The organism is Exiguobacterium sp. s48 (assembly GCF_018617395.1).
Taxonomy (GTDB): domain Bacteria; phylum Bacillota; class Bacilli; order Exiguobacteriales; family Exiguobacteriaceae; genus Exiguobacterium.
Genome location: NZ_JACSKC010000001.1, coordinates 1,640,590 through 1,661,877, shown reverse-complemented (window position 1 = coordinate 1,661,877; position 21,288 = coordinate 1,640,590). Strand labels below are relative to the sequence as shown.

Below are 21,288 nucleotides of genomic sequence, written 5' to 3'. Positions count from 1 at the left end.
GTCATGAAGATTCTTCATATCAATGCCATCAACGAAGTGAAAAGCACAGGACGAATGTGCAAAGAGATCGCATCCGTCCATGCCTCTCACGGCCATCATGTTCGAATCGCCCATTCGACCGGACCGGTGACCGAGACGAGTGTGGTGATCGGACAGGCATGGGAAACGAAATGGCATGCCCTCCATTCTCGGGTAACCGGGCGGCAAGGTTATACGTTGAAGCGGTCGACCGTCGAGCTGGTCACTTTTCTAGACAGCTTTCAACCGGACGTAGTTCATCTTCATAATCTGCACGCCAATTATCTTCATCTCCAGACCTTGTTTGATTATTTGGCGATGCACGATATCGCAACCGTTGTGACGCTACATGATTGTTGGCCATTCACCGGGAAATGTACGCATTACACCTCGGTCGGTTGCAATCGGTGGAAGGACGGATGTGGGCAATGTCCACTTCTGAAAGACGACATTCCGAGTTGGTTTGTCGATCGTACCGAAGACATGTTGGCGGACAAACGGAAATGGTTCGAAGCCATTCCGCGCTTGGCGGTGATTGGTGTATCGGATTGGATCACGATGGAAGCCCATTTTTCAATCCTTCAACACGCGACAATCATTCGCCGTATCCATAACTGGGTCGACTTAAAAACCTTCACACCTAAAGATGCGGTCCCTCTACGGGCGAAACTCGGATTGACAGGCGAAACGATTTTATTAGGTGTCGCCAGTCATTGGAGTGACGCGAAGGGACTGACGGCGTTTCTAGAGTTGGCCAAAGCGAGACCGACCGACCAAATCGTGTTGGTCGGTCATATGCCGACACAACAAAAGCTTCCGGCGAACGTGCTCCACATTCAGGAGACACATGATTCGCAGGAGTTGGCTTCCTATTATGCCGCAGCAGATGTCCTGTTGAACCTGTCGGAAGAAGAATCGTTCGGCAATGTGACGGCGGAGGCACTCGCATGCGGCACACCAGTCCTTGTACTCGATTCGACAGCGAGTCCAGAACTCGTAACCGAACGAACGGGTGTCGTCGTCGCGACGCGATCTGTTCCTGACCTAATGGATGGGCTCGAACGTCTACGTCATGCCTCGATCTCACGAATCGCCTGTGCCAACGAGGCACGTCAACGGTTTGACCTATACGAACGGGCGGAGGATTATCTCCATGTGTACGAGGAACTGCAAACGGAGAAAGTGAGGAACGTCTTATGACACCACTCGTATCCATTATCATCCCGGTCTATAACGGGAGTGATTATTTACGGACATGTATCGACAGCGCTTTGGCGCAGACCTATCCGGCGATTGAAGTCATCGTCGTCAACGACGGCTCGACCGACGATGAAAAGACCGCGACCATCGCGACAAGTTATGGAGACCAGATTCGTTACGTAGAAAAGGAAAACGGTGGTGTCTCGAGTGCGTTGAATCGCGGAATCGAAGAGATGAGAGGCGAATTCTTTTCATGGCTTAGTCACGACGACGTATACGCACCGACAAAAATCGAACGACAGCTCGACGTGATGCGTCAACAAAAGCTCCCGATGAACCAGACGATTCTCGTTACAGGCACATCATTCATTGACGAGAATGGGGATCCGATTCGGCGGGTGCAACGGAAAGTAGCGGGCTTTTATTCAAGTCAAGACATGTTTCGTCATCTGCTTTTATCCTCGACCTTGAACGGATGCGCCCTCTTGATTCCACGAAAAGCGTTCGACCATCGCCGATTTTCGTTAGAGGACCGGTTCATTCAAGACTGGATCTGTTGGGTCGAACTGGCACTCGACGGATACGACTTTTATGTGATGCGTGAGCCACTCGTCTATTCTCGGATTCACGGTGAACAGCAGACGAAAAAAATTGCGCATCGGGCCACGACGGAATCAAATCGTTATTTGGAACGCTTGCTGCAGGACGTCGAAGTCCGCGAGAACGGAGAGGAACTGACATCCATCATTTTGAAGCATACGTTCAAAGAAAACGCGACGGACGTTCGAGAACGCTACTTAGCGACCCGTGATGTGACTCGTTACTTTGGACCGATAGAATATCATTGGCTCCGATGGAATGGAATCTTGTTTTCAAACTTGCTGTCACTTTATCGAGGGATGACGAACTTGATTTATCGTTAGGGAGGAGGGATGGAGATGACAATCTATTTAATCAATATCGCGATGTTGATCGGTTGGGCACTGCTCTTGATGCGTCATGACATTCCAAGTCGACGCGGTTGGTTCGTCTCATTTGCCACGATTCAATGGATTGTCTTGTCCGGTCTTCGAGATATCTCAGTCGGAGATGATACAGCCCAATATAAGGCGCTCTTCCTTCAATCGCAAGCCCTACCGCTTCATGCGTTCACGGATCGTTTCTTTCAAATTCTATTCACGGAGAGTGAAGATCCAGGTTATTACTTGTTCCAGCGTCTTTTGCAATACATGATCACGGACTATCAAGTGTATCTCGTGATCGTAGCGATGATTTTCATGATTCCGCTCGGATATTTCATTTATAAATATTCAAGCGAGGCACTCATCAGCTTCCTTCTCTTCTCGGTATTGTTTTACGAATTTTTCGCCGTCACGGGGCTACGTCAAACAATGGCGACGGCACTCGTCGTGCTCGTCGGTTATCACTTCGTCCGTGCTCGTAAACTCGGGTGGTTCCTCCTCATCGTATTTGTAGCCATGACGATTCATAAGTCGGCGCTCATCTTCCTCCCGTTCTACTTTTTGGCCAATAAGCAGCTGACCAAGGCGTATTTGATGACGATGTTTGGGGTCATCATCGGCCTGTTCCTGTTTCGGAACACCTTCTTTGACATACTGGTCCAACTATCCGGTTACGACACGTACAGTGCGTTAGACGGTGCCGGTGCCGTCAACTTCAGTATCATGCTGATCACGGTCCTCGTCGTTGCGCTATGGCGACGAGACGTCATCTTACAGCATAATCCAGCCGCCATTCACTTCTTTAATGCCTTATTACTCGCCGCCTGTCTCTTGCCGCTGACATTCATCAATCCGTCGATGATGCGGCTTGTTCAATATTTTTCGCTCTTCTTATTGCTCATGATTCCAGAGATTGTCATCACGTTCGAACAACGAGAACGACTCGTCGTCTATTATTCGGCCGTCATGATTCTCGGTCTGTTATTCATTCAAGATGCTCCGGTGTATTCGTTCTTCTGGTAAATCGAGGAGGTGAGAGAAATGTCAACACGTATGACAGTGGATGAGGCGAGCAGTAACCGGAAAATCAAAATTGGGGCGATGATGTCGTACACGCAAATCTTTTTCGGGATTTTATCCGGACTCATCTATACACCATGGATGATTCACGAAATCGGACAGGCGAGTTACGGGTTGTATATGTTGACGACTTCGTTGATTAGTATGTTCGCGATGGACTTTGGCCTTGATGCGGCCGTCTCACGATTTATGAGCAAATATATGGCCGAAGGAGATCATGAACGAGCAGGTCGCTTCTTAGGAATCGCCTACAAGCTATTCATCGCCATCTCGATTGTCCTGTTCTTCATCCTCACGATCGTATACTTCTTTCTCGACTCCATTTACGCCAGTTTGACAGCGAACGAGCTCGAACAGTTGAAAGTCCTCTACGTCGTGGCGGGGTTGTTCATCGTCGTCTCGTTCCCAACGAAACCGTTCTCCGGTATCCTCGTATCCCATGAACAATTTCTTTTCTCGAGTGCGCTGCATCTTGCTGAAAAGGTCGGGATAGTCGCCTTGATGGTCACGGCCTTGCTCCTCGGATACGGACTCTATGCACTCGTTATCGTCAATGCGCTCGTCGGCACAATCGTCCTTCTCGTCGAATATCTCTTTATCCGGCGAAAGACAGTTGTCCGCGCCAATTTCCGAAATCGGGAGAAAGGGATGTATCAGGACATCTTCAGTTTCACCTCTTGGAGTACGGTCACGCTGGTGGCACAGCGGTTCGTCCTCAATATCACGCCGAGTCTTCTTGGGATTTTAGCGGGAAGTGCTTCGATTGCGCTCTTCTCGGTCGGGATGGTGATTGAAGGGTACGTCTGGACCATCGCCTCGGCGCTCGGCTTTTTGTTCCTACCAAAGGTGAGCCGGATGCTCTCAAGGAATGACCGAGAGGCCATCGGACAGCTGTTCGTTCGCATCGGTCGGATTCAACTGTACATCGTCGGATTGATTCTTACGACATTCTTCGTCCTCGGCCGAGAATTCATGCACCTATGGGTCGGTGACGCATTTAAAGATTCCTACGTCATCGCACTGTTGCTCGTCGCCCCGAGTCTCATCACGTTGACGCAAGACATCGGCAACACGACATTGATTGCCGAAAATAAAGTGAAATATCGGGCGTTCGCCTCGTTGATTGTCGCCGTCATCAGCATGACGTTATCGCCGCTGTTGATTCCGCATTTTGGACCAATCGGCGCAGCGGTCGCCATCTGTATCGGAAACATCGTCGGACTTGTTCTATATATGAATGTCATTTATCACCGGGTCCTCGGTCTTGATATCCTCAACTTCTTTCAGATGTGTCACTTGAAACTGTTGCCCGGCCTACTCCTGTATACGCTCATCGGATGGAGCATCCAGTTCTTCTTCCCAGCATCGAACTGGTTCGGTTTCGGTGTGAAAGGAATTGTGCTAGTCGGTATATATGGGCTCCTCATGTGGGGTCTCGCGTTTGATGAGACGGAGAAATCGATATTCCGTCAGATGTTCGCTCAATTGAAACTACGCATCCTATCCACTCACCATACGTCCTAGGAGGGAACAACATGAAACGACTCAAAGTGATGACGATTGTCGGTACACGGCCGGAAATCATTCGATTGTCCGCGGTGATGGCTCGTCTCGAAGCTTCTGAAGCCATCGACCATGTCCTCGTTCACACGGGACAAAACTATGACTATGAACTGAATGAAATTTTCTTCGAGGACTTCGGGCTGCGTACCCCAGACTACATTTTAGATGCATCCGCAGACGGTCCCATGGCTACAATCGGGAACATCCTCATCGCAATCGATCCGGTTTTAACGGCAGAACGGCCCGATGCGGTGTTATTGCTCGGGGATACGAACAGTTGTCTCGCCGCCATCGCCGCGAAGCGTCACCGAATCCCAATCTTTCACATGGAGGCGGGGAATCGTTGCTTTGATGAGCGCGTCCCTGAAGAGACAAATCGACGCATCGTCGACCATATTGCGGACATCAATCTCACCTACAGCGACATCGCCCGCGAGTATTTACTACGGGAAGGATTGCCGGCTGACCGGATCATCAAGACGGGGAGCCCGATGTATGAAGTCCTGCATCGGCAACGGGACAAAATCGGGCGGTCTGACGTACTCGACCGACTAGACCTTGAACCGGGTAACTACTTCGTCGTCTCAGCCCATCGAGATGAAAACATCAGCGATGACGAGAACTTCTTCGACTTGGTCGACACACTCAATGCGGTCGCAGCCACGTATCAACTGCCTCTCATCGTCAGCACCCATCCACGGACGGCCAAACGTATCCGTGAGAGTGGCGTGACGCTCCATCCGAATATCCGGACCCTTAAACCACTCGGATTCAGTGACTACGTGCACTTACAACTACATGCGAAGGCTGTGCTTTCGGACAGCGGGACGATCAGTGAAGAAAGTTCGATTCTCGGCATGAAAGGATTGAATATCCGACAGGCGCACGAACGACCGGAGGCGATGGAAGAAGGGACGGCGATGATGGTCGGATTAAAACGAGATCGCGTGCTACAGGCGCTCCGGATTTTAGAGGAAACGGAAGGTCCGATGCGACTCGTGAACGATTACGCGATGCCGAACGTTTCGGATAAAGTGTTGCGCATCCTGTTATCCTACACCGACTACGTCATGCGGGAAGTGTGGAAACAGAGTGGCACGCCGACCGAGAAGAAGGAGGTGTGAGTCATGAGATATCCGACGTTCAAACGAATCTTTGACGGGACACTCAGCGGATTGGCACTGCTCCTGCTCGCACCCTTCCTACTCATCATTGCCCTTCTAATCAAACTTGATTCGACCGGACCGGTGTTCTTTAAACAAGAACGGATCGGTCAAAACGAATCCCGATTTTGGATGTATAAATTCCGCACGATGCATCAGGACACACCGAACGACGTCCCGACACATTTATTCAACGACTCGACGAAGCATATCACCCGGGTCGGTGCATTTCTTCGAAAGACAAGTCTCGATGAGTTACCGCAATTGGTGAACATCTTGAAAGGAGAAATGTCGATTGTCGGTCCGAGACCCGCGCTTTGGAATCAAGAGGATTTGATCGCGGCGCGACGGCAGGAAGGGGCGACGGCGGCTATACCTGGATTGACGGGGTGGGCACAAGTGAAAGGACGCGATGAGCTCCCAATCGATGTGAAGGCGAGACTCGACGGAGAGTATGTGCAACATATGGGATTTTGGTTCGATCTGCGCTGTATCGGATTGACGATTCGAAACGTCATCCTCCGTGAAGGCATCGTCGAGGGGGCCCACCCACCGACTCCGACGCCTGAAGAAAAAAAGATGATGCATGTTGCGAAAAAATGATAACCGTTTCCATTAACTTACCAATTCAAGTGATGCGTTACGGGTAAATGATGACATACCACACTCCATACACCTAGGAATTGACAGCATAGAAAGGAGCCTTCTTATGTTTTCGAACAAAACGTTGCTCATCACAGGTGGTACCGGATCGTTCGGGAATGCCGTGATGGAGCGCTTCCTCGATACGGATATCAAAGAGATCCGCATCTTCTCACGCGATGAGAAAAAACAAGAGGACGTCCGCAATCGCTATCATCATGACAAGTTAAAATTTTATATCGGAGATGTGCGAGACCCAAATAGTGTCAAGAACGCCATGTATGGTGTGGACTATGTCTTTCACGCGGCGGCCTTGAAACAAGTTCCGTCCTGCGAATTCTTTCCCATCGAGGCGGTGAAGACAAATATTTTAGGAACAGAGAACGTCCTGAATGCCGCGGTCGAAGCGGGTGTCGAAAAGGTCATCTGTCTATCGACGGATAAAGCGGCCTATCCGATCAATGCGATGGGGATCTCTAAAGCGATGATGGAAAAAGTATTCGTCGCCAAAGCCCGTGCGGTCGGACCGGACCGGACGCTCATCTGTGGGACACGTTACGGGAACGTGATGGCATCCCGTGGGTCGGTCATTCCCTTATTCGTCGAACAGATTAAAAAAGGGGAGCCGCTCACGGTGACCGATCTACTCATGACCCGCTTCCTGATGAGTCTGGCTGATGCGGTCGAACTCGTTGTCTTTGCGTTTCATCACGCGCACGCAGGAGATATCATGGTTCAAAAATCACCAGCATCGACCATCGGCGTACTCGCTGAGGCGTTGAAGCAGTTGTTCGGGGTCGACCTTCCCATCAAGGTCATCGGGACCCGGCACGGCGAAAAGGCGTTTGAAACGTTGATGACGCGAGAAGAGAAAGTCGTTTCTGAAGATATGGGCGGTTTTTTCCGTGTTCCGGCCGATAACCGTGACTTGAATTATGAGAAGTACTTCAGCGAAGGGAGTCAGGAACTGACCGCGCAAGGGGAGTACAATTCGAACAACACACGACAGCTCGGCGTGGAAGAAGTGAAAGAGTTGTTGTTGACGTTACCGTACATTCAAGAAGAACTCTCACACTGGACCGTTCCTACTTCGGTCAAACGGATCGGGTGAATATCATGAACAAGCCAAAGTTAGTATTCATCTCAAACATCGCCTCTCCTTACCAAGTAAAGTTTTGTGACGCTCTCCAAGAACATTTTCATGCTGAATTTTGGTTCTATGAAGCCGTTTCGAGCATGCGACCGGATTGGTGGCGTATTCCACTCGGTGAGCATAGTCGCATTCTTCGAGGGACGTTCTTTTCAAAACGTACGAATTACGTATCGATGGATGCTCTCTTCCAACTCGCCCGGTTTCGCCCCGACGTATTACTACTCGGAGGCTTTACGCCATACCATGCCGTCATCCTTCAAGTCGCTAAACGATTTGGTGTGAAGGTGGTTGTATTGAGCGAACCGATTCGTAACGTTTCAGGTGAGTCATCTGCGGATGACCGACTGCTTCAAAAACAGGATGGCCCTCAAAAAACAGCTCGATTTCATCGTTTGTTCAAACGAGCCGATTTGTTGTTCGGAATGGGAGAGGTCGCGGCCCAGCAGTTTGTAGAAGAATTTGACTTCCCACCAGAGCGTGTCGTCGATGCACCATACCCTATGGACATCGAGGCACACTTTTCCCATCCTTTACGACAAAAACAATCAGGAGATCCGATTCGACTTTTGTTTGCCAACCGTCTCGTTGCGCGATATGGTCCGCTCGTTGCGCTAGGAGCATTCAAGCGATTGAAGCGTGACTATCCGAATTTATCGATGCGGTTGAATCGAGATGGCGAGATGGCGGAGGCATGCCAATCCTATATTGCGCAGGAAGGTTTGACGGATGTCTCATTCTTAGATGAGATCCAGTCATGGGACGAACTGCATCATGTCTATGCAGAATCCGATATTCTCGTCTTGCCCGCAACCTATTCGAATGGGAATTTAACGATTGTGGAAGCTTGTGCATCCGGTATGGGGGTTGTCGTCAGTCACCCGGTCAACAATGTTGATGCCCATCTTCATGATGAAGTGAATTGTTTCAAGTGTGATCCGACAATCGATTCACTAGAAGCGATGATTCGTCGCTATCTAGAAGAACCGGCACTGCTCGAAGTGCACGGGGCTCGTTCGAAACAATATGCCAAACAGTATCGAAATGTGTATACAGCGACTGTGTATGAACGCTTATTGCGTGAATCCAATCTCGTCGCGACTACATCATAAAGGAGACGTCTCGCATGTTAAAACTCATGTTGCTCGGAGGTGCAAAGCACCAAGTACCTGTCATTGAGAAAGCGAAAGAAAAAGGAATTTTTACGATTCTCTGTGACTACTTACCGGATAATCCTGGGCGCCTTGTGGCGGATTGCTATTATGCCATCAGCTCGCTTGATCAACAGGCAGTACTCGATGTGGCTCGACATGAACAAATCGATGGAATCTTGGCCTACGCTTCCGATCCTGCCTCACGAACAGCCGCCTTTGTTAGCGAGGCACTCGGACTTAAGACAAACTCCTATCAAACCGTCGAGACATTGACGAACAAAGGGAAGTTTCGTCAATTTTTGTCCGAGAACGGATTCGCCGTACCAAAAGCATTCACATTCCATGAAATGAGTGAGGCAGAAGAAACGTTATCCACCCTAAATGGGATATATGTTGTAAAGCCAGCGGATGCATCCGGAAGTAAAGGAATTAGTCGCGTCACCCGTACGGAAGATGCAGAGCATGTTCGTCGAAAGTTTAAAGCGGCATTTGATGTCTCATTCACCCACGAAATCGTGTTGGAGGAATGGGTGACACGAGATGGATATCAAGTGGCGGGGGACGGATTTGTGATCGGAGGGGAACTCATTTTCCGTTGTTTTGGCAACAGTCACTTCAATGTCAACGGAGTCAATCCGTTCGCGCCGATTGGGGCAAGCTTCCCGAGTGTACATTCGGATGAGACGCTCGAACGTGTCCATGCGACACTCCAACGAATGATCACACGGGTTGGTATGAATCAAGGACCGCTGAACTTCGATATTTTTGTCAAAGGTGACGATGTTTATTTGATGGACATCGGTCCCCGGAACGGAGGAAACTATATTCCTCAAATCATTGAGCAGGCGACAGGTGTCGACCTCGTCGAAGCGACGATCAATCTGGCGCTTGGTAAAGAGGTATTACTTGAACAACGCCCTGTCACGGTCCCCTCATCGTATTTTATTCTAGGGAGCCAACAGAACGGCAAATTTGAAGGGATTACATTTGCTCCAGGTGATTATACGGTCGTAGCGACACACTTCAATGTTGACATTGGTGCCGACGTCTATCGGTTTGAGGGTGCGAATCGGGCCCTCGGCAGTCTCATTGTCAGTTTTCCGAATGTAGGGGCCATGATTGAGTTGCTTGATCATCCTGAGAACTGGATAAGCATCCATGTCACACCAGATAGAACAGAGGAGGGATCCATATGGACATCGTCGTCACAGGCGCCAACGGTTTTTTAGGGAAACATCTCGTTCTTGCTTTACAACGGCTTGGTCACACAGTGCTTCCCATTACAAGACAGACTAGTCCGGCTCAACGAAGTCGAGCACTTCGGCGAGCAGACTTCGTATACCATCTTGCAGGCGTCAATCGACCGAATAATCCAGATGCCTTCACTTCCGAAAATGTTGGATTCACTGAAGCCATTGCGATGGAATTACTCTCTTACAATCCCGTTCCGGTTGTGTTTGCATCGTCAACACAAGCACAAATGAATAATCCATATGGAGTGAGTAAAAGGGAAGCGGAAGAGACATTACTCATATACGCGGAACGAGCTGAAACGAATGTGTACCTGTATCGGTTACCAAATGTATTTGGGAAGTGGGCACGTCCGTTTTACAATAGCGCCGTCGCAACGTTTTGTCATCAAGTAGCTCATGGACAAACACTCGAAATTTTAAATCCGGAGCGCCTCATGACGTTGGCACACATTGATGATGTCGTGGCATCGTTCGTATCAGTATTAAATGAACCTGCCGAACTATACCCAGTGGTAATCTCACATGACATGACATTATTTGATGTCGCAAGAACGATTGAATCATTTGAGACAGTTCGAAAGGCACGAGGTATTCCTGATTTGTCTAATCGTTTCATCAAGCAACTATATAGTACGTATGTGAGTTACTTACCGATGGAACGAATGACGACATCACTCAAGATGCACCAAGACGCACGAGGATCGTTCACAGAGTTATTTAAAACACCCGACCGTGGGCAAGTATCGGTCAACATTGCTCGACCAGGTGTGACAAAAGGGGAGCATTGGCATGATACGAAGCATGAACAATTTATCGTCGTTAGCGGGGAGGGAATCATTCGGTTGCGCGCCATTGATCATGAGAAAGTGATGGTCTTTCATGTCAGTGGTGAGCAGCTTGAAGTCATTGATATCCCGCCAGGATATGTGCACAACATTGAAAACACAGGAACGGTTGATTTAATCACGGTCATGTGGGTCAATGAACCGTTTGATGTTCTGTCACCAGACACTTATGCGCAAAAAGTTGAGGAGTACGAATCCGAAGTGTCCTGAGAGGAGGGAAGCTCATGTTGATGGTCAGCATCAACTGCATCACTTACAATCATGCAGCATATATCGGTCAAGCAATTGAAAGTTTTTTGAATCAACGAACAGATTTTGATTTTGAAATTTTGATTCACGATGATGCTTCAACGGACGGGACGGCAGAGATTATTCGTTCTTATGAGGCAAAACACCCGGATAAAATCAAAGCGATATATCAAACGGAGAATCAATATTCTAAAGGCGTATTCATGAATCGTTTCAATGAAGAACGGGCACAGGGGAAATACGTTGCCATCTGTGACGGGGATGATTATTGGATTGATCCGTTGAAACTACAAAAACAAGTGGATTATATGGAGGCCCATCCAGCGTGTACACTTTGCTTCCACGATGCGTATGTTGAAACAAATGGTGTATTTCATCATAATTGGCGAGTGATTCCATGGATGCCAGAAAACAGAAAGCTTGCTTCAAAAACGGCTCGAACTTACGATGCAGGGGAATTACAGCTTCTCGGATTTATTCCATCCATGTCGATGCTTTATCCGAACGGACTTGTCGCCTCGGCACCTGAATGGTTAAAGGATACTCCAGCGAGTGATGGATCAACGAGGCTCTATGTGGCAAGCAAAGGCTATGCTTATTATATGCCGGATGTGATGGGGGTTTATCGATATGGTGTCGAAGGATCTGCCACAACGATTTGGAATGAAGGGAATCGACAACGAGACATTCAGCGGCATGAACAATTCATTCATTTCATCGATGTGTTCGATGAGTATACGCAAGGGAAATATCATAAGGACCTAGAACTATCTCGTATTTCCTTTGAAGTAGGTCTTCATCGGTTGAAAGGAGAGTATGATGTTCTTCGCTCATCACGCTATTCCCGCTATCTTGATCGATTTGTTGGCATTGAACGCATTCGACCATACTTGATGTTACATCAGCCACACGTGGTTGAATGGCTTATTCGGTTACGCGATCGAAGATTGGCCTAGGTGGTGAAAAGGATGAAAATCGCCATCATGCAACCATACTTCTTTCCGTATCTCGGATACTTTCAGCTCATGGCCATCGTCGATTTTTTTCTCATATTCGATGACGTCCACTTTATTAAAAAAGGTTGGATTCATCGTAATCAAATCTTATTGAACGGGAGGGCGCATCCCTTCACGTTACCAATTCAAAAAATGAGTCAAAATCGACTCATCTTAGATCATTTGCGAGCGAATCCGGATCAAACGATTGAACGCCAGTTAACGTTATTACACCATGCATATCATAAAGCACCTTATTATTCGGAGTTAATGCCACATCTTGAAAAAATATTGCGACATGACGAAATGAACGTTGCGCGTTATCTTGGATTTCAACTTGAAACCATTAAGGATTATCTCGAACTGGATACGAAGATTTATTACACTTCCTCTTTTGAAAATGAGATGAATTTAAAAAAAGAAGCTCGGCTTCTCGATTTATGTCACCGCTTTGATGCAACGCACTACATTAATCCAATCGGTGGGAAAGTGATTTATGAACGGGAGACGTTTGAAAACGAAGGGGTTTATCTTGAATTTCTCGAAATGCAACCGATCGTGTACCGACAATTTGGAGGAGAATTTGTTCCGAATTTATCCATCATTGACGTACTTATGTTCAACTCAAAGACACGTGTTCGTGAACTACTTGGCACATTTTCATTCAATTAGATGTAGATGAAAGTGAGGGGATTTGGATGAATTCATCAAAACAAGAGATTTCAAACGTTCCTGTGACGCGCCCGAGCATGCCTGAGTTCGATGCATACGTCGACATGATTCGCCCGCTTTGGGAATCCCGTCACTTGAGCAATCGCGGCGAGCATGTGCGTGCGCTTGAAGAAGAGCTGCAACAGCGTCTCCACGTCCCGCACGTCTCTCTTTTGACGAACGGACATTTAGCGCTCGAGACGGCGATTGACGTGCTCGGGTTGACAGGTGAGGTCATCACGACCCCGTTCACATTCGCCTCGACGACACATGCGCTAATTCGAAAACAGATTACGCCGGTCTTTTGTGACATCAATCCGGTCGACTATACGATTGATGTCAACAAGATTGAGGCGTTAATCACGGAACGGACAACGGCAATCCTGCCCGTTCATGTTTACGGAAATGTATGTGACGTGGATGCGATTGAGCAACTTGCCAAACGATATGGACTTCGGGTGTTATATGACGGAGCGCACGCATTCGGTGTACGTCACAAAGGACGTGACGTCGCGACGTTCGGAGACCTCACGATGTTCAGCTTTCATGCGACGAAGGTCTTTCATACGATTGAAGGAGGGGCATTGACGTTTCGAGAGGAACGTTACGTCGAGGCCATCCATCAAGCGGTCAACTTTGGAATCACAGGTCCAGAAACGGTTGAATCGGTCGGGGGAAACGCCAAAATGAATGAGTTTCAAGCAGCGATGGGACGGTGCAACCTTCCGCGAATCGATTCAGATATTGATAAACGGAAACGCTTAGTTGAACGGTATGATGAACGATTGGGGGAGGCGTCGTTTTTACGATTGAACCTTCGGAACGAGCAAACCGACTCCAATTATGCGTATTATCCGATTCTCGTCACGCCGGGTAAAGAGGCACGTGATGGATTGATGGCATACTTAGCCCAACATGGCATCCTCGCACGAAAGTATTTTTATCCACTCGTCACCGACTTTGGCTGTTACGAATTTGATGTATCCGTACCAAACGCAACATATGTCTCGGATCGAGTAATCACGTTACCGCTTTATCCGGACATGACACGAGAGATGGTCGACCGCATTTGTGACGTAATCCTTGAAGGAGGGAACGAACGATGAAAGGAATCATTCTAGCGGGTGGGAACGGCACACGTCTCTACCCGATGACGAAGGCAGTCTCGAAACAACTGTTACCGATTTACGACAAGCCCCTCATCTATTATCCGATGTCAGTCTTGATGCTTGCCGGGATCAAAGAAGTTCTGCTCATCTCGACCCCGAAAGATATCGGGGGCTACGAGCGACTGTTCGGTGACGGACACCAGCTCGGCATCTCCATCACGTATCAGGTACAACAGCGGCCGGTCGGTCTCGCCGACGCCTTCATTCTCGGAGAATCGTTCATCGGGGATGACTCGGTTTGCCTCATTCTCGGCGACAACGTCTTCTACGGACCAAACTTGACGCAATTCTTGCAAGACGCGAAAGAGCGGAAGTCGGGGGCGACGGTATTTGGATATCCGGTCAAAGATCCTCGCGCCTTCGGGGTCGTCGAGTTTGATGCCGACCACCGTGTCTTATCGATTGAAGAAAAACCGGCAGTCCCGAAATCAAACTATGCGGTACCGGGACTTTATTTCTACGACAACCAAGTCGTCAAGTTCGCCAAACAAGTCAAACCATCTCCGCGTGGAGAACTTGAAATCACATCCATCAACCAAATGTACTTGGAACGGGGCGAGTTGAACGTCGTCCTCTTCGGTCGGGGAATGGCTTGGCTCGATACAGGAACGCCGGAAGGAATGATTAAGGCCTCGATTTTCGTTCAAACCGTTCAAGAGCGTCAAGGTTATTACATCGCCTGTCTAGAAGAAATCGCTTGGCGTCGTGGATTCATCACACGTGAACAGTTGGCCGATATCGGTCAGACGCTTAAGATGACAGACTATGGCCAATATTTGATTTCACTGCTAGAGGAAGGAGAACAGACCAATGCATACAATCCTAGTGACTGGCGGAGCCGGGTTCATCGGATCAAATTTCATAAAACACTTGCGGGAAAAACATCCGACGTCGCGAATTCTTAATGTCGATGCTTTGACCTATGCTGGTAATCTAGAGAACGTCAAAGCGTTCGAGACCGATCCGCTCTATGTGTTTCGTAAAGTGGATATCCGAGACCGTCCGGCGATCGATGAACTGTTCTCGCTCTTTGAGATTGACGAAGTCGTGCATTTCGCTGCGGAATCGCATGTCGACCGAAGCATTCTCGAACCTGAGTTGTTCTTATCGACAAATATTCTTGGGACACAAGTCTTGCTTGATGTGGCCCTACGTCATTGGAAACGATACCCGGACGACAAGTATAGTCGGGAATACCGAGCTGATGTTTGTTTCGTCCATGTGTCGACGGATGAAGTGTACGGATCGCTCGGAGAGACGGGCTACTTCACGGAAGACACCCCACTCGCACCGAACAGTCCGTACTCGGCCTCAAAAGCAGGGGCAGACCTACTCGTCCGCTCCTATCATGAGACGTACGGGTTACCGATTAAAATGACCCGCTGCAGCAACAACTATGGCCCATATCAATTTCCTGAAAAATTGATTCCGCTCATGGTTCATCACTGCATGACCGGCAAGCCGCTTCCGGTATATGGAGACGGGGGACACATCCGGGATTGGTTACACGTTCAAGATCATTGTGAGGCCATCGATCTCGTTCGCCAAAACGGGCGAGTCGGAGAAGTGTACAATATTGGTGGGCACAACGAGAAGACGAACCTCGAGCTCGTTCGAACGATTTTACAGGCGTTTGACTTACCCGAAGACCGGATTCAATTTGTAGCCGATCGGCCAGGACACGACCGGCGCTATGCGATTGATGCGACAAAAATGAAAGAAGAGCTAGGATGGACACCGCGATATCGTTTCGAACAAGGCATCGAAGAAACGATTGAATGGTATCGCAATCATCCGGAGTGGGTCGAGGACATCGTGTCGGGAGCATATCGTTCCTATTATGAGAAGATGTATTCATCCATTTGAATGAGTGAAACGGAAATGAGAAGCGCATCATGGCGCTTCTTTTTTCATTAGGCAGGAGCTTTACACCTTGTGTAGAATAGTACAAAAAGAAAAAGCGCCTGACCGAGGTCAAACACTTTTCTTTAGCTCTCGTTTGCGGTCGCGCTGTACTTTCCAAATCACAGCAACAATGACGAGTAGAATGGGTGCGAACACCCACGGTCTCGCTTCAAGAATCGAGACCAATTCGAAGATGGAGAGCCATCCGCTCACCATGATCAAAACGAGTAGAAATGTTTTCAGTCCCCCCCGGACTGGAAGCCAAAAATAAACGAACAATGTAACCAAGAAAAAAGCGATTAAGCCCATGCGGTTTGTCCTTTCACCCATCATTTTGACTCATTATAGCAAAGAATATCGAGAGAGTGTTAGAAGCTTCACTTCTTAGGCGTGTTTCGGTACGCTTATATAAGATGATTGAAGGAGGAACTGATGTGAAATTTGGAATAGTTGGTTTAGGATACGTTGGATTGGCTACACTTTGTGGTTTGGCAAAAGCCGGTCATCACGTGGTCGGGGTTGAAGCGGACGAAGAGAAGTTACGCCTTCTCATGAGTGGGCACCCGCCATTCCATGAACCAGGCATGGCAGAGGTGTTACAAGAACACGCCGATCAAATCCAATTGACGAGCCGAATCGAGGATACGCAACAGGTCGATTATTTGATTCTTGCAGTCGGGACACCAAGCAAGCCGGATGGAAGCTGTGACTTATCCTATATCGAAGCGGTCCTCTCGGAGCTAAACACGAAACATAAAATCGTCATTCGCAGCTCGGTCCCACCTGGCACGACGGATTTACTAAATTTGATGTACCCTTCTCATACGTTTGCGATTGTACCTGAATTCCTACAAGAAGGACGTGCCCTCGCAGATGTCATGAAACCACACCGTGTCGTCATCGGATGTGAAAATTTAGAGGTCGCAGAAGAGTTGGCAGGTATCTACGGACGCCTCGGTGTTCCGCTCATCTGTACGACGCCGATTAACGCAGAACTGATTAAATACGCCTCAAACGCCTTTTTGGCCACGAAAATCAGCTTCATGAACGATTTGTCGCGTTTAGCTGATCAAGCAGGCGCGGACATTTCAACAATTGCGGACGGAATGGGACTTGACCCACGTATCGGACGTTCATTCTTGAACGCAGGGATCGGTTACGGGGGTTCTTGTTTCCCGAAAGACATGAATGCACTCCTTCACGTCGCGAGTGAGAACGAGATTGACCTGCGTGTCATCCGGGCTGCGGCAAAAGTGAATGAGTCGCAAATCGAGTATGTGCTCTCAAAATTGAACGTTGAACCGAACATGCGCGTGGCCATCCTTGGTTTGGCATTCAAACCGGGAACGGACGATATGCGGGATGCCCCATCGATCTTACTTGCCCACCATATGGTGGCCCGTGACGTGGACGTGATCGGGTATGACCCGGTTGCCACATGGGACTATCCACAAGCGACGACGGTCGAAGAGGCCTTGGAGGGAGCCGATTATGCCATTCTCGTCACAGAATGGGATGAGATCGTGAATTTGGCACCAGATGCCTTCAATGGCATGCGCCAGCGCCGATTGATCGATGCACGGAACGCATGGAAGTTCGCCCGTGACCCAGGCGATGTGTCGTACGAAGGAATCGGACGGATGCAACGTCCGTCGAACACACCGACTTCAAACTAAACCTGTTCAGGACCGCGCATATAGGCGGTCCTGTTTTTGCGAGATGTGAATCTTTTGTGAGTATCGAGACGTAAAGAAAGGAGAGGAGGCGAGGCATATGTGGATTCTTATATTAGTTGCAGGAATCGTGATTACGCTCGGATTCGCGGTGGACCGATTCGGTTGGTACCATCTGATTTCCGGCTACAATACGATGTCGAAAGAGAGACAGGAGCGGGTCGACATCAAAAAAGTGGCGCGACTGATTGCCTGGATGTGCTACGGCATTGGTGCGATGTTTCTCATCATTGCGCTCATCGATTTGGCTGGCTGGAACGTCCCGCTCGAACCGTTCTTTCTCGTCCTGATGGTATTCATTGTCGGGATGCTTTGGCGGATGCAGCGCTATGATGGCAACATTTATGATGAAGCGGGACGCTTGAGACCGGACGGCAAAAAGCGACTCATTCCCATCATCATCGTGTCCGTCGTCTTGCTCGTCGGTGTGCCGGCCCTCTTGTTTTGGTTCAGTCAACCGACGGAGGTGACCGTGACGGATGAGGCAATCGTGATCGAAGGCAGTTATGGTCGTGAGGTCCCATTTGATGATGTGGACAATGTGACATGGGCGACGTTGCCGGAGATCGCGCGTCGGACGAACGGAGCAGACACGGGAACCCGTCTGACGGGTCATTTTCGGACGGAGGCAGGGGAGGATGTCCTTCTCTTTATCGATCGTGATGTCGAACCGGTCATTCGACTCGACTGGTCAGAGGAACCGATTTATCTCAATCAGTCTTCGGTCGAAGAGACGAGGCAATTATATGAAGCCATTCGTTCACGCTGAAAAAGGGACACTCAATGCGAGTGTCCCTTTTTGTTGACCCATGATTCGAATGCAGCCGCGTCTAAAGCGGGGGAGAAGTAGTAACCTTGCCCGAGCTCGACACCTTCACGAAGCATTCGCGACAAGTCGTTCTCGGTCTCGATCCCTTCAGCGAGAGCAGTCAGCTGTTGCTCGTTCGCAAAGCGCGAGACGGCACGTAAGAAGGACGTACTTTCTTTCGCCTTCCCACTCACGTACATCCGGTCAATCTTCACTTCTTGAATCGGAAGGTGCCAAATCGCTTCGAATGAAGCGTATCCCGTCCCGAAGTCGTCAATCGAGAGGCAGTAGCCGAGGTCGGCGATATCTTCTAACCGCTCGAGTTCGCTCGCATACGACATGATATCCGACGATTCGGTCAATTCAATCTTCAACCGATCCGGGAGCCATGGATAGACTTCAATCGAATCCCGAAGCTTCGTCACGATGGATGGGTCGACCGAGTGGGCCGACAAGTTGAACGACAAGGAGATGTCTTCAAACGCAGTTCCTTGCCACGCGACGAGCTGTGCAATCGTCTGGTCGAGAATATTATGGGAGAGCCATAGAATTTGATCGGACCGTTCCGCGACGCGAATGAACTCGTTCGGAGGAATGACGCCGATGTCCGGATGGGTCCAACGGGCGAGCACCTCGGCTCCGACGATGCGACCTGTTTTCAATTCAACTTGTGGTTGATAGGCGACCGTCAGTTCACCTTTTCGAATAGCATCCGGGAGCGCTTGTTCAATCAGTGCGGCGAGTTGCATCTGGGCCAAAATCTCGGAGTCATACCAGACCGAGGGGGTGCGTGTCTCTTTGGCGTGTTGCAGTGCCTTCATCGCTTTGAACAGGCAATCATTGTACGTCGCCTCCGTCTCGGTCGCTCCGATTTGAATGTGAACGTTTTGTCGTTTATGATTCACCGTCACTTCTGTTGGGAAGAGTTCCAACAACTCATGCTCGTCTTCGTACGAGAACCCTTTGACATACAGCATGAACGTGTCGTCTCGATATCGTCCGAACAGATGTTGGGCATATTTCGAAAGACGGGACTCGACGGCACGCGCGAACTCAATCATAAGCAGGTCGGCGTACGCCGGGTCATACCAGTCGACGAGGTGATGATAATCGTGAATCCGAATGAGGACGAATACGCCGTCAATCTCTTGTTTTTCCCACTTGCGGATGAAGCCATACTCATTATAGAGATTGGTCGCTAAGTCGAACCGGACGAGGCGGTCGACTTTTCGTTCCCGTTCGACCCGGTCCGTCTCATCCTCGACGATGAGATAATACGTCATCTTTTCTTCTCGTTTGAGCGGCGTCAGTTTCACGTTCAGATAGCGGAGATGTTCTCCCTTTAAATGAATGATGAACTGGGCGCTCGTCCCTTGATCGGTCACACCTTCAAGCGCTTGCTCGAACAGGCGGCGACCCGTCTCGGTGAACAATTGGTTGATCTCATATAAGTTCCGGTCACCGAAAAACTGCCGGAACATCTCGTTTCGTTCAATCAAATTATATGAGTCGTCCATTAACGCGATAGCAAGTCCCGTCTCGGAAAAGAGGGATGACCACCGCTCATGGTAGCGCACGAGGTCGTGTGACTGATTCTCGAGTTCATGAACGGTCGAGTGTACGCTTGCGGCAATCTCACGTAATTCGTCCTCGATTCCGCGGAAGTCGTGCGTTTTCGGGAATGTCGCCTCGACGGGTGCTAGACTCGGGTCGATGGCGAGTGCCCGTGCTTTGAGATGTGCCAAATCGTGATTGTAACGATTGCGCGTATAGTAGAGCAAGAATAGGAGTCCAAGCGATAAGAGTAACGTCATCACAAATGACGCAGTGGCAAGAATTCTGTAATGTTTACTCTCTTCTTGAAGCATCGTCTCGGAAGTCGAACGAACCGAGCGAAGGGCCCCGTAAGCATCTTCGTAGACGTTCGTCGAATTGACATAACGGGCTTCTAAGGAGGCCTCGCGATTCGCCATATTGGAGAATGATTGCCCGCTTTCTGCCACATCTACAATCGCTTTCGTTTGGAGCGTCTCGTTCGATTCGAGGATGGATTGAATGAGCGAAGCTTCACCGACAACCATGTCCACGCTCGTTTCGAGTTGTGTCTCGTCGACCGGTTCGCGGAACAAGGCATCTCCATTTCGCATAAGCATTGATTGCATCCGCATGATGGCATCGGTCAATTCATAAGCCGCATTCGACTGATTCGTCTGTTCGAGCGCTTGATACAGCCAGCGTCGATTGATGGAACTGATGACATCGGTCGGGACTGCGTCGAACTGTTCTTCGTCAAGAATCCGGGTCAAATCCTGAGAAAACGTCTGGAGCGTCTCACGCTCCCGTTCATTCACACCTGCCTCGAAGTCGTTCAATAGTCGTTCGTTGTATTGCAAAGCGCGTTCTTTATACGGTGTGGATAGGAACGACGTCGTCTGATTGGATTGAGCTTCATAACGCGTCGCTGCTTCGAACAACGTCACATACGCCTCAACGCCAGCCAAATCGGCCGCCTGTTTCAAGTTCGCGATTGTCACGTCAATGGCTTCTTGTTTTTCATGCCAATAAAAGCTCATGCCAAGCCCGAACAATAGGACGCCGATGAGACAAGCGACCGCGAGCGCCATCGTGTAGGTACGATATGGAATTTTAGCAAAACGGGGTTGACCCATCCGGCACCTCCTTTTTTCC

The 21,288-nt window shown here is 49.3% G+C and carries 19 protein-coding genes; 17 read left to right on the top strand and 2 right to left on the bottom strand.

All coding sequences use genetic code 11. The features are described from left to right. The first annotated feature begins 3 nt into the window (after positions 1 to 3). The 15 genes from KNO66_RS08375 to rfbB all read left to right on the top strand — a co-directional run bounded on the left by KNO66_RS08375 (position 4) and on the right by rfbB (position 16,020). The gene (locus KNO66_RS08375; RefSeq protein WP_214741988.1) at positions 4 to 1,218 is read left to right on the top strand and encodes a glycosyltransferase; all 1,215 of its coding nucleotides are present in this window, start codon (positions 4 to 6) and stop codon (positions 1,216 to 1,218) included. After that, entirely contained in the window at positions 1,215 to 2,141 is a 927-nt protein-coding gene (locus tag KNO66_RS08370) for a glycosyltransferase family 2 protein (RefSeq protein ID WP_214741987.1), read from the top strand. The genes KNO66_RS08375 and KNO66_RS08370 overlap by 4 nt, the downstream gene beginning before the upstream one ends. Before the next feature lie 15 nt (positions 2,142 to 2,156). Beyond that, the gene (locus KNO66_RS08365; protein WP_214741986.1) at positions 2,157 to 3,203 is read left to right on the top strand and encodes an EpsG family protein; all 1,047 of its coding nucleotides are present in this window, start codon (positions 2,157 to 2,159) and stop codon (positions 3,201 to 3,203) included. Positions 3,204 to 3,221: 18 nt separating this feature from the next. Beyond that, the gene (locus tag KNO66_RS08360; RefSeq protein ID WP_214741985.1) at positions 3,222 to 4,784 is read left to right on the top strand and encodes an oligosaccharide flippase family protein; all 1,563 of its coding nucleotides are present in this window, start codon (positions 3,222 to 3,224) and stop codon (positions 4,782 to 4,784) included. A gap of 11 nt (positions 4,785 to 4,795) precedes the next feature. After that, on the top strand, positions 4,796 to 5,947 hold the full coding sequence (wecB, locus tag KNO66_RS08355) for a non-hydrolyzing UDP-N-acetylglucosamine 2-epimerase (RefSeq protein WP_214741984.1): 1,152 nt from the start codon (positions 4,796 to 4,798) through the stop codon (positions 5,945 to 5,947). A 3-nt stretch (positions 5,948 to 5,950) separates the two neighbouring features. Further along, complete coding sequence (locus KNO66_RS08350) at positions 5,951 to 6,589, top strand: sugar transferase (protein ID WP_214741983.1); 639 nt, start codon at positions 5,951 to 5,953, stop codon at positions 6,587 to 6,589. A gap of 106 nt (positions 6,590 to 6,695) precedes the next feature. After that, positions 6,696 to 7,739, top strand: coding sequence for a polysaccharide biosynthesis protein (locus KNO66_RS08345; RefSeq protein WP_214741982.1), 1,044 nt, complete (start codon positions 6,696 to 6,698; stop codon positions 7,737 to 7,739). Between the two features lie 5 nt (positions 7,740 to 7,744). After that, positions 7,745 to 8,890 carry a glycosyltransferase family 4 protein gene (locus tag KNO66_RS08340; RefSeq protein ID WP_214741981.1) on the top strand — a complete coding sequence of 382 codons (1,146 nt, stop codon included), beginning with the start codon at positions 7,745 to 7,747 and terminating at the stop codon, positions 8,888 to 8,890. Positions 8,891 to 8,904: 14 nt separating this feature from the next. Beyond that, positions 8,905 to 10,161, top strand: a complete 1,257-nt coding sequence (locus KNO66_RS08335) for an ATP-grasp domain-containing protein (protein ID WP_214741980.1) — start codon at positions 8,905 to 8,907, stop codon at positions 10,159 to 10,161. Then, entirely contained in the window at positions 10,125 to 11,240 is a 1,116-nt protein-coding gene (locus tag KNO66_RS08330) for a polysaccharide biosynthesis C-terminal domain-containing protein (RefSeq protein ID WP_214741979.1), read from the top strand. Before KNO66_RS08335 ends, KNO66_RS08330 begins: the two co-directional genes overlap by 37 nt. Before the next feature lie 14 nt (positions 11,241 to 11,254). After that, positions 11,255 to 12,235: a glycosyltransferase family 2 protein gene (locus tag KNO66_RS08325; protein ID WP_214741978.1), complete on the top strand. Its 981-nt coding sequence runs from the start codon at positions 11,255 to 11,257 to the stop codon at positions 12,233 to 12,235. A 12-nt stretch (positions 12,236 to 12,247) separates the two neighbouring features. Further along, the gene (locus tag KNO66_RS08320) at positions 12,248 to 12,946 is read left to right on the top strand and encodes a WbqC family protein (RefSeq protein ID WP_251127322.1); all 699 of its coding nucleotides are present in this window, start codon (positions 12,248 to 12,250) and stop codon (positions 12,944 to 12,946) included. A gap of 26 nt (positions 12,947 to 12,972) precedes the next feature. Then, on the top strand, positions 12,973 to 14,091 hold the full coding sequence (locus KNO66_RS08315) for a DegT/DnrJ/EryC1/StrS family aminotransferase (RefSeq protein ID WP_214741977.1): 1,119 nt from the start codon (positions 12,973 to 12,975) through the stop codon (positions 14,089 to 14,091). After that, the gene (gene rfbA, locus KNO66_RS08310) at positions 14,088 to 15,059 is read left to right on the top strand and encodes a glucose-1-phosphate thymidylyltransferase RfbA (RefSeq protein ID WP_214741976.1); all 972 of its coding nucleotides are present in this window, start codon (positions 14,088 to 14,090) and stop codon (positions 15,057 to 15,059) included. Before KNO66_RS08315 ends, rfbA begins: the two co-directional genes overlap by 4 nt. Then, positions 14,965 to 16,020, top strand: coding sequence for a dTDP-glucose 4,6-dehydratase (gene rfbB / locus KNO66_RS08305; RefSeq protein ID WP_214741975.1), 1,056 nt, complete (start codon positions 14,965 to 14,967; stop codon positions 16,018 to 16,020). Before rfbA ends, rfbB begins: the two co-directional genes overlap by 95 nt. A gap of 108 nt (positions 16,021 to 16,128) precedes the next feature. Here rfbB and KNO66_RS08300 read toward each other — a convergent pair whose 3' ends face one another. Beyond that, entirely contained in the window at positions 16,129 to 16,389 is a 261-nt protein-coding gene (locus tag KNO66_RS08300; RefSeq protein WP_214741974.1) for a hypothetical protein, read from the bottom strand. Positions 16,390 to 16,493: 104 nt separating this feature from the next. On the opposite strand from KNO66_RS08300, the gene KNO66_RS08295 reads away from it, so the two are divergent. Both KNO66_RS08295 and KNO66_RS08290 read left to right on the top strand, forming a co-directional pair. Further along, on the top strand, positions 16,494 to 17,735 hold the full coding sequence (locus KNO66_RS08295; protein ID WP_214741973.1) for a UDP-glucose dehydrogenase family protein: 1,242 nt from the start codon (positions 16,494 to 16,496) through the stop codon (positions 17,733 to 17,735). 97 nt (positions 17,736 to 17,832) lie between these two features. Next, complete coding sequence (locus KNO66_RS08290; protein ID WP_214741972.1) at positions 17,833 to 18,561, top strand: DUF3784 domain-containing protein; 729 nt, start codon at positions 17,833 to 17,835, stop codon at positions 18,559 to 18,561. An 11-nt stretch (positions 18,562 to 18,572) separates the two neighbouring features. Here the strand turns inward: KNO66_RS08290 and KNO66_RS08285 are convergent, their stop codons facing one another. Next, positions 18,573 to 21,269: an EAL domain-containing protein gene (locus KNO66_RS08285; RefSeq protein WP_214741971.1), complete on the bottom strand. Its 2,697-nt coding sequence runs from the start codon at positions 21,267 to 21,269 to the stop codon at positions 18,573 to 18,575. Positions 21,270 to 21,288: the final 19 nt, after the last annotated feature.